Annotated in this window: 13 protein-coding genes; 6 read left to right on the top strand and 7 right to left on the bottom strand. The window is 51.0% G+C overall.

The features are described 5' to 3' along the window. Positions 1-141 precede the first annotated feature (141 nt). The 4 genes from hrpA to JMW05_RS11455 form a co-directional block, all read right to left on the bottom strand. Positions 142-4,251: an ATP-dependent RNA helicase HrpA gene (gene hrpA / locus JMW05_RS11470; protein ID WP_201505382.1), complete on the bottom strand. Its 4,110-nt coding sequence runs from the start codon at positions 4,249-4,251 to the stop codon at positions 142-144. Between the two features lie 308 nt (positions 4,252-4,559). After that, positions 4,560-5,252, bottom strand: coding sequence for a 1-pyrroline-5-carboxylate dehydrogenase (locus JMW05_RS11465; RefSeq protein ID WP_201505379.1), 693 nt, complete (start codon positions 5,250-5,252; stop codon positions 4,560-4,562). Between the two features lie 11 nt (positions 5,253-5,263). Further along, positions 5,264-8,470, bottom strand: coding sequence for a bifunctional proline dehydrogenase/L-glutamate gamma-semialdehyde dehydrogenase PutA (gene putA / locus JMW05_RS11460; RefSeq protein WP_201505378.1), 3,207 nt, complete (start codon positions 8,468-8,470; stop codon positions 5,264-5,266). A 738-nt stretch (positions 8,471-9,208) separates the two neighbouring features. Continuing rightward, a complete protein-coding gene (locus tag JMW05_RS11455) occupies positions 9,209-10,504 on the bottom strand; it encodes an NCS2 family permease (RefSeq protein WP_201505377.1) in 1,296 nt (431 codons plus the stop codon). 471 nt (positions 10,505-10,975) lie between these two features. Between JMW05_RS11455 and tolQ the strand changes: the two genes are divergently transcribed. The 6 genes from tolQ (at position 10,976) to JMW05_RS11425 (ending at position 15,488) form a co-directional block, all read left to right on the top strand. Then, positions 10,976-11,692, top strand: coding sequence for a protein TolQ (gene tolQ / locus JMW05_RS11450; protein WP_201505371.1), 717 nt, complete (start codon positions 10,976-10,978; stop codon positions 11,690-11,692). Further along, entirely contained in the window at positions 11,689-12,144 is a 456-nt protein-coding gene (tolR, locus tag JMW05_RS11445) for a protein TolR (protein WP_201505370.1), read from the top strand. Before tolQ ends, tolR begins: the two co-directional genes overlap by 4 nt. A gap of 35 nt (positions 12,145-12,179) precedes the next feature. Continuing rightward, the gene (locus JMW05_RS11440; protein WP_201505369.1) at positions 12,180-13,181 is read left to right on the top strand and encodes an energy transducer TonB; all 1,002 of its coding nucleotides are present in this window, start codon (positions 12,180-12,182) and stop codon (positions 13,179-13,181) included. A gap of 222 nt (positions 13,182-13,403) precedes the next feature. After that, positions 13,404-13,703 carry a cell envelope integrity TolA C-terminal domain-containing protein gene (locus JMW05_RS11435; RefSeq protein ID WP_201505368.1) on the top strand — a complete coding sequence of 100 codons (300 nt, stop codon included), beginning with the start codon at positions 13,404-13,406 and terminating at the stop codon, positions 13,701-13,703. A gap of 139 nt (positions 13,704-13,842) precedes the next feature. After that, positions 13,843-15,156, top strand: a complete 1,314-nt coding sequence (locus JMW05_RS11430) for a translocation protein TolB (protein WP_227691522.1) — start codon at positions 13,843-13,845, stop codon at positions 15,154-15,156. Positions 15,157-15,347: 191 nt separating this feature from the next. Next, on the top strand, positions 15,348-15,488 hold the full coding sequence (locus JMW05_RS11425; protein ID WP_201505367.1) for a YdgH/BhsA/McbA family protein: 141 nt from the start codon (positions 15,348-15,350) through the stop codon (positions 15,486-15,488). A 67-nt stretch (positions 15,489-15,555) separates the two neighbouring features. Here JMW05_RS11425 and JMW05_RS11420 read toward each other — a convergent pair whose 3' ends face one another. The 3 genes from JMW05_RS11420 to JMW05_RS11410 form a co-directional block, all read right to left on the bottom strand. Beyond that, on the bottom strand, positions 15,556-16,149 hold the full coding sequence (locus tag JMW05_RS11420; protein ID WP_201505365.1) for a flavodoxin family protein: 594 nt from the start codon (positions 16,147-16,149) through the stop codon (positions 15,556-15,558). Between the two features lie 83 nt (positions 16,150-16,232). Further along, positions 16,233-17,066: a peptidoglycan editing factor PgeF gene (gene pgeF / locus JMW05_RS11415; protein WP_201505364.1), complete on the bottom strand. Its 834-nt coding sequence runs from the start codon at positions 17,064-17,066 to the stop codon at positions 16,233-16,235. Positions 17,067-17,082: 16 nt separating this feature from the next. Beyond that, complete coding sequence (locus JMW05_RS11410) at positions 17,083-18,177, bottom strand: RluA family pseudouridine synthase (protein ID WP_201505362.1); 1,095 nt, start codon at positions 18,175-18,177, stop codon at positions 17,083-17,085. Positions 18,178-18,237 lie beyond the last annotated feature (60 nt).

Here is an 18,237-nt window from a genome sequence, read left to right as displayed (position 1 = left end):
AAACGAAAACGTCTTACCAATGATTGACGTACAAAATAATGAGAAACAATAATTAGAAAATAAAAATTAACGCATAAAAAAAGCACCACGACTCGTGCCGTGATGCTTGTATATTGTCCTAAAACTAAGCGATCTCGCCGCTTAACTGACCTTGTCCCACAGTTTGCTTAAGCGCTTGGGCGATACGGGCTGGCGCGTTTTCATCGGCTGCGCAAACAGCTGAATGCGGTACTCTTCCACCAGCCAGCGATAGGCGCTGATGGCATCACTGTCCGCACGCCCCGCCAAACGCTCCATGTGTACATCAAGCGCATATACGCCATCAAGGTCGGCATCGAGATTGTGCTCAAGGCGGTCAAGACGAATCTCTAGCGCCTCAAGGTAGCGCGGGTACTGCTGCCAATGACTGTAATCCATCCGATATACAAAGTCCGCCAGATGCAAATCCTCAAGCTGGTCTTCCATATCGTCAATCGACTCGCCAAAGATTTCTCTATCGAGCATCAATAGCCCTTGGCGCACGCGCTGCCAGCGGGTATAGACGTCTTTGAGCGTCTTAATAACCTTTTGCCCTGTCAACAAAAACTGCTGCAACACCACATCGGCGGTCTGCTTGTATTCCGCTTGCGTCAGCGGCAGCATTTCTGCCAGCTCAACCGCGACTTCAGGCACGTTTTCAGGCAAATGCTGATGATGGTCGAATAATACATAATGCTCTTCTAACGTCGCATCCAGCGTCGCATCAATGACAATGGTTTTAAGCGCTTCAAGGTCACCGAGTGGCGCAAAGGCAAGCTTAAATATCTTGTCAATTTGGCTGGTCAGCTGTTTTTTCTTCGCGCCCAAACTGCCTTTTATCAAGGTCAATACGCCGATGCGATGCGCCTGCAACGCGGCTGTGACATCGGTATACTCATGAATCGAGACCGCCTCGCCCGCCTCATCCGCGACCAATGCCGAAAATTGCTTCATCACCACGCCTGCGCTGTGATGGTTTTTGCTAAAACCAAAATGCTCAGGGAAGCTGGTGTGCGCGCCCTGCTGCGTGGTCAGTGCTTGACTGGTTTCGCTGGCATGACGCAGCTGCAAGGTCGCAAGGTCACGCCCTTTTTCAATCAAACGGTTTTTGTCATCAACCACGCAGATTTGCGGCTGCAGATACTTATCAATACTCTCAGGATTGAACATCTCAGGCGTGACTTTGGTCATACCGCGCCGCGCTAATGCCTGACACAGCTGCTTGAGCAGCCCTTGTGAATGCTCAGGCGCAAGCTCATCAAACAGCGCATCCGCTGTATCAGGAATCGGAACGATTTGACGGCGCACATCTTTGGGTAACGATTTTAAGAGCTGAAGTACCAGCTCAAAGCGCCACCCTGGCACGCCCCACATCAGCTCCAGCGCGTCCAGCTGCGGCAAGGCGGCTAAAGGCACGCGAATGCTCACGCCATCATCTTCGCTTGCAGGGTCGAACACATAGCGCAGTGGCAATTTTAAATCGCCCAATTGCCATTGCTCAGGAAAATCGCCCGTGGTCGGTGCTTGACTGGTTAACACGTCATCATCTGAGAAGAACAAATAACGGCTGTCGCTTTTTTCCACCTCAGCGCGCCAGTCTTCAAAGGCTTTGCGACTGGCGATATGCTCAGGAATCTTGCGGTCATAAAACTGATACAGCGCCTCTTCATCAACCAGCAAATCACGGCGGCGCAGCTTGTCCTCAATGCGCTCAACATGGGCAATCTTGTCCATATTGTGCTGCAAAAATGGCGCTTGGCGACCAAAATTGCCCGTCACCAGACCATCACGGATAAAGATTTCGCGCGCCTCGGTCAGATTGACCTGCTCATAGTTAGCGAGCTGCTTACCGATAATAATCAGACCGAACAGGCTAATTTGCGCGTAAGCTTTGACGCGCCCTGTTTTTTTCGACCAATGCGGCTCAAAGTAATGGTACTTTAGCAAGTTGCCTGCCGCTGAGATAATCCACTCAGGCTCAATCTTGGCAACCGTACGCATAAAGACCTGTGAGGTCTCTACCATCTCAAACGCCATGACCCATGGCGGTGTTTGTTTAAACACTGTACTTGCAGGGAAAATCTTGGTCTTTTGCTGACGCGCAGCAAGGTATTCGCCGCGATTTTCGGTCTTATGCGCGATGATGGACAGCAAGCCTGTCAATAAGGCGCGGTGCAAGTTGGCGTATTTGACCGCCTTTTGCTGCGTGTCATCGCCTATCGGCGTACTGTTGTCCTTTTGCGTTTGCGCATCGATGAGGTTTAAATCCCCGACCATCTGCTCAAGCTGACGCTGGGTCTTGTGCCATTCACGGATACGCGGAAAGCTTAAGTAATGCTTTTTGGCAAACTGCTTACGCTGGTTGCTGGACAGCTTTTGTCCATCATTATCAGTCTCAAACAGCGCTTGCCACAGACTGATATAAAATAAAAAGTCCGAATCGTCTTGGCGAAACAGCGCGTGCTTTTGATCCGCTTGCGTGCGCTTGTTGGCAGGACGCTCACGCGGGTCTTGCACCGCGAGCGCCGCCACCACAATCAGCATCTCTTTGATACAGTCAAACTCACTGCCCGCCACCAGCATTCGCGCCAAACGCGGGTCAATCGGCATCCGCGCCATCTGCTGCCCAACGCGGGTCAGCTGTAGACCATTGGCTTTACCGCGCGGCTTGCCTTTATGCTCAGCGGCTTTTGCAGCATTCTCGGCAATGTTAATCGCACCCAGCTCATCCAACAGTTTGCGCCCATCGGTCACCAAACGGCTGTCAGGCGGCTCGATAAAATCAAAGTCCTCGACACTGCCCAAACGCAGGCTCGCCATCTGCAAGATGACCGATGCCAAGTTGGTACGCAGAATCTCAGGCTCCGTAAATTCGGGACGACTGGTAAAGTCCTCTTCGCTATATAAGCGAATACACACGCCTGGTGCAACACGACCACAGCGCCCTTTACGCTGGTTTGCCGCCGCTTGCGAAATGGCTTCAATCGGTAGACGCTGCACACGCGAGCGGTAAGAATAACGCGAGATACGCGCAAAGCCCAAGTCCACCACATAGCGGATACCGGGTACGGTCAAGGCAGTCTCAGCGACGTTGGTCGCGATGACGATACGCCGCCCGCGTCCAGACGGCTGGAAGATACGCTGCTGCTCAGCGTAGGTCTGGCGCGCGAACAGAGGCAGCACCTCAGTATGGCGCGGACCATGCCGCTCAAGCACTTCCTGCAGTTCGCGAATCTCTGCCTCTGTCGCCGCAAAAATCAAAATGTCCGCTTGGTCAGGGTGTCCTTTGCTCTTGGCGTCATCAAAGCATTCTTCGACCGCCGCCACCACCGCACGTGGTAGATTGTCTTCAAAGTCATCATAGCTGTCATCGTCCGAGCTGGTCACAGGCTCGTCGGTCAGCGGACGATAGCGCACCTCGACAGGATAGCTGCGCCCTTCGACATTGAAAATCGGTGCAGGCACGCGGCGTTTGCTCGCCTTGTCGTAATGGCTAAAATATTCGCTAAAGCGTTTGGTATCGAGGGTTGCCGAGGTAATGATGACTTTTAAATCAGGGCGCTTAGGCAATAGGTTTTTTAAATAACCCATAATAAAGTCAATATTTAAGCTGCGCTCGTGCGCCTCATCAATGATGATGGTGTCGTATTTGCTTAAAAACTTATCGTGACCGAGCTCTGCGAGCAAAATACCATCGGTCATCAGCTTGACCATCGACTGCGCCGAGCCTTGCTCATTAAAGCGAATCTTAAAGCTGATGGTTTGCCCGAGTGGCTCGCCCAATTCTTCGGCAACGCGGTTGGCAACACTGCGCGCGGCAAGTCGGCGCGGCTGGGTATGACCGATTTGCCCTGTGATACCGCGCCCTGCGAGCATGGCAAGCTTGGGCAGCTGGGTGGTCTTACCTGAGCCCGTCTCCCCCGCCACGATAATGACTTGATGCCCACGAATCGCCGCGATCAAGTCGTCGGCGCGCTGACTGACAGGCAGGTCCATATTAAGGCGCGCTGCCAAGTCCGCAGGCACACTATCAATGCGCGCTTGTACCGCCTCTTGTGAGCGGGCTTTTATTTTATCCAGTTGTTCGGTTTTTTTATCCAGCTCGCTTTGTTTGCGCGCGTCTATTTTGCCTTTTGATAGGCGGCGGACGTCTTGCTCAAGGCGGTATAGGTAATGGCGGTCTTTGGCGAGTACTGGCAGATCAGTATTCGTATCATTAGGTACTTGGGTCATTGATTACTCACTGTCTGTCGTATCGTTTAAAAAATGACTAAAAATGGTCATAAAGCCAATTATTATGACAGAATGGGTTAATTTTGCTTAGGCTATTTATTTTTATGGGTGCTCAAGTTATGGGGGCATTCGCGTGTGATTCAAGGATATCGCAGCCACCGCAAAACTCAAGCCATAAAAAAAACGACCAGCACCGATTGATAAAAAATTCTGCATAGAATCATCATCAACAGGTACTGATCGCTTTCGATATTGCCGTTTGTGACTGCCCGATAGCAACGCTATCGGGCAGTCACCAGACGTAACGATTAAGACGCGCCAAGCTCTAGCAGGCTTGCGTTACCACCGATAGCGGTGGTATTGATGGTCTTAACACGCTCGGTCACAAAACGGTGGATGTAGTCAGGTGTCAACATTTCAGACAGACCTGTCATATCCGTAACACCAATCGTTTGGGTTAGAATACCATCGGTTTTGGCAAGCTCTTGGCTCACGTTTTGCACTTCGCTTGGGCTACCAGAAACCGCAACCTGTGCCAAACGGTCGATGTGCAACAAAGTGATGGTCTGTGAGTCGTTCGCGACGCTCAAGACATCTTCATTGATACCCGCATCGTACAAGGCGCGAGCCGCTTCTTCACACATCTCTGCTTGGCTTGGGCAATGCAAAATGACTTCATTACCAGTCAAGAGCGCCGCGATAAGCTGACCAAGTACCGCCATGGTCTTGGTAGACTCGCCACCCATCACCATGGTTTTACCACGCGCAGTGAGGTACAAGTCATTTGATTCGCCTGTTGCGCCAATCAAACGTGTGACCTCATCAAGCTCAGCGGTGTGGCTAAGCAAGTGGTTAAACAAGCGGCGTGCTTTGGTCGCGTTGCCAGTCATCAGTGCCAATTTTGGAATGGCAGCTTCGATATAACGGGCACGCTCAGCTGCAGTCAACAAGCGCCATGCTTCACAAACCTGCGCATGATTTTTTTTAAATTCTTTCGCCATGTCGTTACTCCTTATGCGACGCTAGTTGAAGTGGCAGTATCACGAGACTCATTGGTCAGCGTCATCAGACGCGCCAAGTAGTGTGGACCACCTGCTTTTGGACCGGTACCAGACAACCCACAACCACCAAATGGCTGTACGTTTACAATCGCACCAATCTGGTTACGGTTAACGTAGGTGTTACCCACGCGTACGCGGCTTTCGATACGCTCAGCCAAATGCTCGATACGGCTGTGAATACCTAGCGTCAAACCAAACCCTGTGGCATTGATGCTGTCAATCAACAGATCCAAGTCACGCGCTTGATAACGCAATACGTGCAGGATAGGACCGAAGTGCTCACCACCGATGACATCGATGTTTTGTACTTCAATCGCCGTTGGCAAGACAAAGGTATGCTCTGTGCCGACAGCTGAGCTGTTGTTGACTGGCGTCTGGCTGATGATGCTCGTGGTTGACTCATCGCGCATACGCTCGATGTGTGCGTCCAATCCATGCTTCGCATCAGCGTCAATGACAGGACCCACATCCGTTGAAATCTCTAGTGGATTACCAACGATAAGCTCTGACATGTGACCTTTTAGCAGCTCAATCATCTCATCTGCGACTTCTTCTTGTACGCACAGGATACGACACGCTGAACAGCGCTGACCTGCTGAACCAAACGCTGACATCACCGCATCACGTACCACCTGCTCAGGCAATGCCGTTGAATCAGCAATCATGGCGTTCTGACCGCCCGTTTCTGCGATCAAGATTGGCAATTCGCGACCTGCATAGTCTTTGCTGTTTAGGCTTTGGTTGATGCGCTGCGCCGTTTGCGTTGAACCTGTAAAGATAACGCCTGCTAGGTTGTCCGCTGTGGTCAATGCCGCACCGACTTCGCCTGCACCAGTGATGAACTGTAGTGCGCCTGCAGGTACACCTGCTTGGTACATGAGCTGCGCTGCAAAATGCGCAATCAAGCTGGTTTGTTCAGCAGGTTTTGCAACCACGGTGTTACCTGCCGCAAGTGCAGCAACAATCTGACCCGTGTAAATTGCCAATGGGAAGTTCCATGGGCTGATACAGACGAACGTACCACGTGCGCGGTACACCTGATGCATCTCATTGCCATCAAGGTCGGTAAAGCTGTAAGACTTCTCGTCTAGACGCTCAGCTTCGTTGGCGTAAAAACGACAGAAATCTACCGCTTCACGTACTTCATCGATGCTGTCTTGGGTGGTCTTACCCGCTTCGACGTGACACAACGCCATGAACTCAGCGTAATGGTCTTCTATTAAGTCCGCAATTTTGCGCAAGATATCAGCACGCTTTGCGGCTGGGAACGCTTGCCATTCTGCTTGACCGTCAATCGCCGCTTGTACCGCTTGCTTGGCGACATCAGCATTGGCATACGTGACTGTGCCTGCCTGTACAGCATGATCCCAAGGCGCGTGTACTGGATGGTCCTCTAGTGCTGCATTGGCCGTTTTGTCCAGACTGTTGCCATTGATGATAGGCATGGCGTGCCACTGCTTGGTGATGTGGCTGTCAATCGCATCTTTAAACGGATGCCATTGTGACTCAACAAAGATGTTCGGACCAAATCCTGCACGGCGATCGCCATAGATGTCGAGTGGCATCACGATGCTTTGGTTACGCAAGGTGGCGTTTGCTGTCAGCTTGTCGTATGGATGCACCGTCAGCTTGTCGATTGGGTACGACTTGTCTAGTAACTGGTGAACAAACGAGCTGTTGGCACCGTTTTCTAGCAGACGGCGTACCAAGTATGGTAGCAAGTCTTTGTGCGCGCCCACTGGAGCGTAGATACGTACAGGGATGTTATACGCCTGCAAAATGTGGTCGTATAGCGCATCGCCCATGCCGTGTAGACGCTGGAACTCAAACTCTTTGTGCGTGCTCATGGTCATCACAGATGCCAAGGTGTGCGCGTTGTGCGTGGCAAACTGTGGCCAAATCAAGCCGCGCAAGTGGTCAGACAACAAGAAGCGTGCGCACGCAAGATAGGCGGTATCTGTGCCTTCTTTACGTGTCCATACTGGATAACCGACCAAGCCTTTTTGCTGTGCAAGCTTGATTTCATAATCCCAGTATGCGCCTTTTACCAGACGTACAGGGATACGGTCGCCTTCTTCTTTTGCCAAACGCGCAAGCCATGCAAATACAGCAATCGCACGTTTTGAGTAGCCTTGAACAACCAGACCCAGACCATCCCAACCTTTGGTTAATGGGTCACGGTACAGTGATTCGAACAGTTTTAGTGAAATCTCTAAACGGTCTGCTTCTTCAGCATCGATACTGATATCGACATTCACTTCACGAGCCGCTTCGATCAGCAGCAAGCAGCGCTGACGCAACAAGCCAAGCACTTGCGCTTCTTGGGTCGCTTCATAGCGTGGGTGCAGTGCTGACAGCTTGATAGAGACTGACGGCTTTGGCATGCCTTCTTCTACTTTCACGTTTGCCGTCGCTTTAATCGCGTGCAAGTACGAGTTGAAGTATTTTTCAGCATCTTTGTGCGTAATCGCCGCTTCACCCAGCATATCGAATGAATAGGTGTAGCCTTTGTTACGGTATGGCTGGCTGTTACGGTTGGCGCTTTCAATGGTCTCACCAAGAACGAACTGGTGACCCATGATACGCATCGCCTTTTGCATGGCACTACGAATCATTGGCTCGCCCATTTTTTTGGTCATGCGATCCAAAAAGCCTGCCGCGGTGGTGTTGTGATCAATACTGACCACACGACCCGTCATCATCAAACCCCATGTTGAGGCATTGACAATCAGACCGTTGTCGTCTTTTAAGTGTTTTTTCCAGTCAGCCACACTCATCTTGTCGCGGATAAGCGCGTCAGCGGTGTAGTTGTCAGGCACACGAATCAAGGCTTCTGCCAAGCTCATGAGCAAGATACCTTCTTGGGTATCTAGGCTGTACTCAAGCAGTAATGAGTCAACCATTTTGACGGCTTTATTGTTGTTACGCACATGCTCAACCAGCGCACGCGTCTGGTCTGCTGCATTTTGACGCTCGTCATCGGTTGGCTTTGCCAAAGGCAATAGCTCACCGAGCCAGCGTTCTTCTGGCGCACAATACAATGGGGAAATATAAGAATACAACGCCGCCGACGACTGCTCGAGATGCTTTGGGTTTAGCAACTCTGTCGGTGAAAACAAAATGGGCTCTTTTGGGGTAAATTTGTCTATTGGGTTCATACCAACTCCACAACTATCGTTTATAAAACATAATAGATGAGACGAGACGACCTTAAGTTGATGCAATAGCGCTGACTAAATTTAGAGAATAGAAGATAGGTGACCGAATCATCAGTAACAATGAAGCGTCAAACTGGACTAACCTAAACTCAGACAACAAACGATTGTATCAATAACGATATAAGGTCTAACAACGCCATCACAAAACGAGTAAATCCAGCGTACACTGAAAACAGTTTAGTATGTCGTCGAACGTTAGACGTACTACGCTAACAATACGAAGGCAACAATGAACAGTTAAGCGGCATTAGTGCCTTCTTCTCGTTCGTAGTGAAAGGAGGTGAAGAGACAGCGGTCTGATGCGTATCAGGGCTTTATTGTCCTTCTGGTTGAAACTGATTCACTATAAGAAAAACCTCTACGGCGTTGATTGAGGTGATGCGCTTAACTTAGCTATACTAGCACAGACTTTTTTTAAAACCTAACTAAATTATAGGCTTAGGTAAAACTCTCCTTCTTTCTTATAAAACCCGACTGCAAGGCGGCGGCGTGCGCTTTTACTGTGTGACCTTAGTCAAAAAAACGGTCAAAAAAAACGAACCCTACCGCCATGCTTGTCCTGTTCCACAGCGCTGCCGATTGGGCATAACAGCCGCCGTGTTCAGGGCAGTAAAATACACAAAAATAACTGCAAATGCTACCTTTTAGACAACTTTTTTTATAAAAAAACAAGAAAATCTATAACAAAACGATTTTTATCAACAAAATTGCGGTCAATATCCATACAGGTATGGTGATTTCAGAGAATTTGCCCGTCATAAACTTCACTGCCGTAAAGGTAATAAAGCCAAGCGCAATACCATCAGCAATAGAGTACGTCAGCGGAGTGAGCATCAAGACCACCGCAACAGGTGCCGCTTCGGTCAAATCTTCCCAGTTGATGTCTTTTAGCGTAAACAGCATCAACACCGACACATAAAATATCGCCCCTGCAGTGGCATACGCAGGAATCATACCTGCCAGCGGTGCAAAAAAGATACTGAGTAAGAACATCACGCCGACGGTCACCGCCATCAGACCCGTACGACCACCTGAAGCCACCCCTGAGGCACTTTCGATATAACTGGTGGTCGATGACGTACCGAGCATCGCGCCTGTCACAGTCGCGGTCGAATCCGCAAGTAGCGCTTTGTCCATATTCGGAATATTGCCGTCTTTGTCAAGCAAGCCCGCTTTACTGGCAATACCCACCAGACTGCCTGTGGTATCGAACAAATCAACGAATAAGAACGCAAAAATCACGCTAATCATGCCCACGTCAAAGGCGCCGCGGATGTCCAGCTGCATGAGCGTTGGGGCAATCGATGGCGGCGCACTGATGATGCCGCTGTACTGCGTCTGTCCCACCAGCAAGCTGATGATGGTGATGACCAAAATACCAATCGTCACCGCGCCTGAAACTTGCTTATACACCAGACCGATAATAATAAAAAAGCCCAGCGCCGCCATCATGGGGGCAAAGCTGCTCATATCGCCCAGTTTGACGAGGGTGGCTTCTTGTCCGACGATGATGCCTGAGCTTTGCAGAGCAATAAAACCCAAAAACGCGCCGATACCCGCCACGATGCCTTGCTTTAGGCACAGGGGAATGGCATTAATCACCCACTCACGCACTTTAAATAAGCTCAGTAGAATGAACAAACAGCCTGACAAGAACACCGCACCGAGCGCGGTTTGCCAAGTGTAACCCATCCCAAGTACCACGCCATAGGTAAAAAAGGCATTGAGACCCATACCTGGTGCCAGCGCCACAGGCAATCTGGCGTACAGACCCATAATAAAGCAGCCAACCGCTGCGGCAAGACAGGTGGCTACAAACACCGCACCCTTATCCATACCCGCTTCTGAGAGTACGTTCGGGTTTACAAAGATGATGTAAGCCATCGTTAAAAAAGTGGTAATACCCGCAATAATCTCGGTCTTTACCGTGGTATTGTCACCATTGATGCCAAAATAACGTTCAATTGCGTTCATAAATGTCGCGCCTAGCTTGTTTATCTTAAAGATAAATTGGTTTATGCCTTTTGAGGCGCTATAGTGTAGATGACGCGCACCCACAACACGCCCCGCAAACAGGCAGCTTTAACAAAACGTAACATTTTAGAGAAGCAGCCTTATGAATTCAATCGCTATCGATGCCTGATGCGTATAAATCGTTTTATATGCTCTATATGACCCCGCACTTTATAGATATATTCTTACGATGCTTTTTGCTATTATCGCGCGCTATTGGCTATATTATAGGCGTATGCGCCGTTACTGCTGCTCATATTAAACCTAAGCAATGCACGATACGTACAAAGGTGTTTTTATTGTCCTTTTATGCGTCGTTATAATTTTTTATACCCATTACCGTGCGCCAATATATATAGTATAGTGACGCGCTATTTTGCGAGCGATACGTGCGCGTATCTGTATTGACCCCATTATCCGTGAGTCTGTGACATGCCTGAATCGTTAAATATCATTGACCTTATTATGCAAGCCAGCTTGCTGGTGCAGATTGTTATGGGGCTGCTGTTATTCGCCTCGCTATTGAGCTGGGTGCTGATTTTTCAGCTCAGCAGTCGTTTGGGTACTGCCAAGCGCTATGACGCGCAGTTTGAGACGTGGTTTTGGTCGGGCGAAGACTTGGCAAAGCTGTATCAAGGCATTCAAGGCTCACCTGACCGTCAGGGGCTAGAGCAGATTTTTTATGTTGGCTTTTCTGAATACTTGCGCATGCACAAAAAAGGACAGCCAAAAGACGACATCATCGATGGCGTAGAGCGCAAACTGCGCGTGGGCTTGGGTCGTCAGCAGCAGCTGTTAGAGTCTGGCATTGCCGTCCTTGCCAGCATTGGCTCGGTTGCGCCGTATGTCGGTCTGTTCGGTACGGTATGGGGCATTATGAATGCCTTTTTAGGCTTGTCACAAACGGAGCAAGCCTCACTTGCCGCCGTTGCCCCTGGTATTGCCGAAGCCTTGATTGCCACCGCGATGGGCTTATTCGCTGCCATTCCTGCGGTACTTGCGTACAACCACTTTACCGCCAAGTCCGCCCTACTCTATGATGCGCGCGCCCTATTTTGTGATGAGATGACAGGCATGCTCCAGCGCGAGACGCAAACGGATACGGTGCCAATGCCAGCAGCAGCGCCGATGCAAGGACAACGGCTATGAGACCGAGCCCCTTTGCCCGCCGCAAAACGGCGCTCAATGCGCAAATGAACGTCGTGCCTTATATTGACGTCATGCTCGTGTTGCTGGTTATTTTTATGGTAACGACGCCAATGCTAACCACAGGCGTGGATGTGGACTTGCCCAAAGAGCAAACCAATACGCTAAGCCAGCAGCAGCTGCCTGTGATTGTCTCCCTAACCGACAGCAACGAGCTGTATATCAGCTACGAAAACAATGTCGATATGCCGATTACGGAAGCGGAGCTGATTAATATCCTCTCTAACCTGCAAACCCAAAACCAAAATGCAGGCGAAGCCCCCGTTCAAGTGATGATTAACGCCGATCAAAACAATCAATACGGTGCGATTATGTCACTTATGGCAAAATTACAACAAGCAGGGGTGCAAAAGGTTGGTCTGTTGACAGGCAAGCCACTGCCCATGCCTCAGTAACGGCTACTTTATAGATCTATGCGATGATACGTGCCATGAATACAGCTCCGAGCGTCTTTGTTCCTGTTCCGCCAAAAGGTGACGGTCTGTCCGCGCCCACCTTGTTGAGTCTGCTCGCGCATGGCATCATCTTGGGACTGCTGATTTATAACTATCAAGCCGATGATTTGACGCCCACTGGCAGCCTTGAGACGACCATGGTCTCACCCGAGCAGCTCGCTGCCATCCAAGGGCAAGTGCTCGCCAATCGTGCTGCCGCCCAAGCCGCCGCCAGCAGCCAAAGCGATAGCGCAACTGACAGCAGTGCCATGACAGCGCCCAGTGATGGCAGTGATAATGTCAATCCCAGCCCGCAGCGCCAGCCGATATTCACCGAGTCCAATGAACCTGTCTATACCAGTGACAACCGCCCATTACTCATGAGCGAGGAGCAACAGCAACAAATTCTCGAAGAGATGCAGCAGTACGAGCGTGAAAGTGAAGCGTGGGTGCGCGAGCAAGAATCTGCCGCTAATGAGCGCCTCGAGGATGTGAATGAACAACGCCGCCGCGACCAAGAAGCACTGCAACGCAGACTAGACGACTATCAAGCACGCCGTGCAACTTCTGGGCGTGTCGAACAACCCGAAGCACCGCCGCGAAATAACAGTAACGACTCAGGCTCAGGCAATACGGGTCGAGTGTTTGATTTGAGCGATGGCATATCAACCTCTACTGGTTCAAATAGCCAAGCCACCAGCCCGCGTACTGGCAACAGCAACAATGCAGGTGGCAGTAGTGGCGCGAGCAATTCAGAGATTGTCAGTCTGATTCGCAGCAGATTCACGCCGCCTCCAGGCGCAAAGGGCGCTACTAGCAGTACAAGATTGACGATTACCGTGGACAGTGGCGGCAATGTCACAGGCGTTGCCGCGTCTAGTAATGACGCACACGCGCAAGCGGCGGTTGCGGCGGTACGCGCTGTGGGTCGCTTCCCGATTGACAGTGATGACCCTAAATACCCTACCTTCACCGTTACCTTCCGTGGTAGCAATTAATCAGCCAACAAAGACAGACTATATTTTGTCTTATAGTCCTAAACATTGGACTTATCTGCTCAAATGACATTTATTTATTGACATAAAGCTTATATTTGTTCAGTCTATTCCTTTTTGAGGATTGCTGGAGTTTTTGTTTTGTCGATAAGGATACATACCCCCTGTCGTTTGGTTATTGCCATAGCCCTCATATGTGCTGCGCCGCCACTGTATGCAGATTCGATGCCAATGGATATCCCTGTCCGTACAGACAGTGACGCTCAAGCCAACAACAATGCCCAAATTTTGCAATTAATTCGCAGTAAGTTCGTCGCGCCGACATGCAGCTGTTCTAAAACCGTGGTGACGGCCCTCACCATTACAGTAAATAGCCAAGGGTATGTGACTGCTGTACACGCCTCAAGCAATGACGCGCATGCTCAGGCGGCAATTGCTGCCATACGCGCCGTTGGGCGCTTTCCGATTGACAGCAGCGACCCCAAATATCCCACATTTAAAATACTCTTTCGCGGTCAAAATTAAATGGGCATAAGATAGTGTAGAGGTTTGTCGTTTACAGCGTGCCACTTGTATCCCCTTTGATATTGCATTACTTTATGGACATCAGGCGCTGCACGATATCGCCTACAACAATAAATACTTGATTTTAGGAGTTTATATTTTGTCAGTCATTACTCATAAACCAGCCCGTAAAAAAAGCACGTTTGGCAAACCCTATCTGTTACCCCTTGTTAGCGCGGTAATGATGGCAAGTGCTGCGCCTTATGCCGCTGCTGCGCCTGTAAATTTAGATTTGGATTACACCATTCCTGTACAAAGCAATCAGGTTGCCTTTGTACCTTTTGCGGGTGACACGGTCATCTCCCCAATTGCCACCAAAGTGCTCAACACTGACTTAAAGACCACCAGTCAAAACCTACCAGAGCAGCCGCACACCAGCCGTGAGGTGGCAAGTAAACTGCAACTGTGGCAAAGTATCGCCATTCCTTATGTGGTCGTGGGCAATACGCGCACCGTAGGCAGCGAAGTGGTCATCGACTATGAAGTGGTGAATACGCAAACAGGGCGCGCAATAGAAGGCAAGCAAACGCTCAAGTCAAAACGTGACGCCAATAGCATGCGCTATGCCGCGAACGTCATCGCGGACAATGTGCATCACCTCATCACAGGTGAGCCAAGCGACTTTGCTGGACGCATTGCTTATATTGAAGAGTCAGGCATCGGCGCGAAAAAAGTCTCGCGCATCAAGGTCATGGACGCGACTGGCGAAAACGAAACCACCATCAGCGAAGTACAAGGCTCGATGTTCTCGCCAGCATGGTCACCCGATGGCAAGCGTATCGCCTATGCGGTGCAGCGTGACAAGTCCTATGCGGTCATCTATGTCCAAAACGTCAATGGCGGCGGTGCCAATGCCATCACCAGAGTCAACGGCTCAAGCCTAAGCCCCTCATTCTCTCCTGATGGCGGACGCATTTTGTTTTCAGGTACGCACGAAGGCGGTACCAATATCTATGAAATCAGCGCCAGCGGCGGCACACCGCGCAGACTGACCAAAGGCTGGCAGCCAAGCTACGCCCCTGATGGTCAATCGTTTGCGTTTGTGTATGACAATGAAAAGAACAACCAACCGCGCATCTACCGCTATAACTTTGGCTCAGGTAGCATTCAGCAAATCTCTAGAGGCGGCTATGCAACCACGCCGCAGTTCAATGCTGATGGCAGTCAGATTGCCTATCTAAGTGGTCGGTCGGCGGCGGTGATGACCAGCGGCGGCGGCAACGTTGCCAGCTTTGGCGGCACAGGGCTTGATGAAGCGCCGAGCTTCTCACCGAGTGGCAAGCGTGTGGTCATCGCGACCAAACAAGGCAGCAAAGGCGCACTGACCATCAAGTCACTGAGCGATGGTACGACCTTGACCAAGACAGGCGATGGCATCATCCGCTCACCTGTATGGTCGGTGGCGGCGCAATAATCTGCCACTTGCTGCACGCATAGCATCGCCCTTATGTTGGCAGTATAATAACGCTTGTATGTTGTATCATCAGTGCCTTATAGTTTAGATAAGGCACTTTTTTATTACCCTACGGTTGACTGGATGCGCCGCGCTGTACGGGCGCTGCCCCATGCGCCGTACCCTGTACCATTAACGAGATGTACATCGTTATGATGACTAAGATTTTTTCGACATGGGCAGCTGTACTCATCACGCTGTCACTCTCAGGCTGTCAGAGCATACAGTTCGTTGATAGCCCGATTCCTGTGACCACCTTACAGCCGCAAGGTCACAAAACCACTGCGCCTTAGCATTAACGGAACACAAAAAAAAGCAGCCCATGACTCATGCGCTGCTTTTTCGGTATGATGTAGCGGCTTAAACGCTATTGGGTGCGTGCTTGATGATGGTCTTTGCCAAATATGCACCAAACCAGATGGCGGTATCGATATCGCCTTTACATGGCGTCTCTTCTGGCGGCGCATCGATAGATTGGGTCATCAAGCCCAAAAAGCTGGACAGACGGTTTAAGTCAGTTTCACTGTGTCCTGTCGGCATCAAGGGCAAACCCAGCCAATGCATCCCGTGCTGCATGGCATATAGGCAGATTTGTTGCAAAACGGCGAGCTTGTCCCCACTCAGTCCACCTGAGTTGGCAAAGCCTGCTGCCCACTTACCTTCCCATTTGCGGTGATACCAGCGCTGTGAGGTCTCATCCATAAAGGTCTTAAATTCTGCCGTGATGCTGCCCATATACACCGCAGAGCCAAACACCAGCACATCCGCAGCATCAATAAAGTCCCAATCCACATCGTGAATGTCTATCGCCTTGATTTGCTCGGCAGGCAGCACTTGGCGCGCGCCCTCGGCAATGGCTTCGGCTACGCGGCGGGTGTGCCCGTAGTTGCTGTGATAAATCACCGCCATAGACAAGTCTTGAGTGGCGGTTTTGGGAGTCACTGAGGTCGTCATACACGCTCTACTATCAAATCATCAATAAATACTATTAAAAAAATACGCCATCGCGGCTTTATTCACGTGCTATCAAGGCACTATCAAGACAAACGAACAATCACCATGGCCATACGCCCTGTAGCAGTCTGCGCGCGGTGCGTCTGACGGCGATAGGAATAATAGCGCGTCTGCGCGTAGCTGCAATCGATGGGCAGTGGGTGCTGCACTTCGGCGCCAGCATAGCGCAGCTGGTCAAAAGCCAACTTCGGTAAGTCAATATGACATTTGGCGGCGCTTAATGATGGCGCGTCACTGTAGCGGGCGACAAACGCGGCTGCCGTCATATCAGACACGCTGCGCGCCTGCTGGCAGCCTGCGTACAGCTTCTGCGCCACCGTCATATCGACTTCATAGTTGTCTTGGCTGATACACGCCCCTATCCATGCATGAATGGGCATGTCTGTGGCAAACTGCGCGGCAGTCTTAGCAATAATACCGTTTGCCAGTCCTTGCCAGCCTGCATGGATGGCCGCAATCTGCCCTGTGGCTGGCTGGTGCAATACCACAGGCACGCAGTCTGCCGTCATAATGGCCAATGCTTGCCCCGCGCGCTGACTGATAAGCGCATCGGCATCAGGTGCTTGCAGGCTTGGCGCTTTGTCTGCCAGATATACCGTATCCCCATGCACTTGGTTTAGCCATTGTATTTTGGTAATGGGCTGCGCGGTTGTGTATTGATTTACCGCATCCAGCAGCGCCATACGGTTTGCAAGTACCGACGCGCTGTCATCGCGCACATGCAGCCCCAGATTGAACGCGCCATAGCTTGCGGTTTGGGGTTGCAGCATGTCGCTTGCCGCCGCGGCAAGCCCCGTGGTGGTTTGTAACACCAAAAGGCGGTCACGGTGCGCCAGTATTTGTAGTGGCTCGCTCATAAGTACCCTTTGCCCGTTATCTTTGGGTTAAGCCGTCATCGAGCGCATCAATCAGCGCCACGATGTCTTCTGGCAAGGGCGCGGTGACTTCGATATCCTCGCCAGTCACGGGATGCACAAAGCCGAGCGCATAGGCGTGCAATGCCTGACGCGGAAAGCGCTGAATCATCTGACGCTGCCCTTCTCTCAAGCCTGCCCGCAGCTGACGACGCCCGCCATACATACGGTCACCGACCAAAGGGTGCCCGATGTGGCTTAAATGCACACGAATCTGATGCGTGCGCCCTGTCTCAAGACCGATATCAAGCAGGCAGTAGTTTTCATTAAGCGGAGTAATCTCTAATAAATGGGTAACCGCATCACGCCCTGCCGTCATCACCGTCATCTTGGTGCGCTGGGTACGGTGACGACCGATAGGCGCGTCAATCACCCGATGGCGCATAAAGCTCGCCGCATCGCCTGCCGCCACGCACTGATAATGACGGTAGACCGACTTGTCTTTAAGCTGTGCCATCAATGCCATCTGTGCAGGCTTGGTTTTGCCAATCAGCAATAGCCCTGAGGTGTCTTTATCAATACGGTGTACCAAGCCTGCGCGCGGCAAATGATGCTGGGCAGGATAATGATACAGCAGCGCATTGACCAGCGTGCCCGTCGGATTGCCCGCGCCTGGGTGTACCACCATGCCGACAGGTTTGTTAATCACCAGTACCGCATCGTCTTCGTAGACCACATCCAAATCGATGTCTTCGGGCAAATCTGCGCCATGCTGCTCAAGCGTGGTTGATAGCTGCAACACATCGCCCGCCTTTACGCGGTATTTGGGCTTTTGCGTCTCGCCATTACACACAAGGCTGCCATCGCTTAGCCACCCTTGTAACTGCGCGCGCGAAAAGTCACCAAAGGCAAGAGAGGCAACCTTATCAATACGCAGTCCTACCTCATCTTCGGTCACTTCATGACGGACATCAACCACATCAGACGCCGCTGCTGCCTCAGGCTCGTCATCATCGAACGCATCGCTGTCATCAAGCAAGCGCTCATCGAGGGTATCGATGTCCGTATCGTGAGGTGCGGCGGTGGTTAAAGGCTGTGGGGTCGGTGTGGTCATAGCGTCATCAATTCAATTGGTTAGTAAAGGTCTGGTATCATAACAGACCGTCATCGCAGG

Origin of the sequence: Psychrobacter aestuarii, from assembly GCF_904846035.1 — a bacterium.
Taxonomy (GTDB): domain Bacteria; phylum Pseudomonadota; class Gammaproteobacteria; order Pseudomonadales; family Moraxellaceae; genus Psychrobacter; species Psychrobacter aestuarii.
The sequence above is the reverse complement of the archived record's forward strand: the minus strand, read 5'-3'. Positions and strand labels throughout refer to the sequence as shown.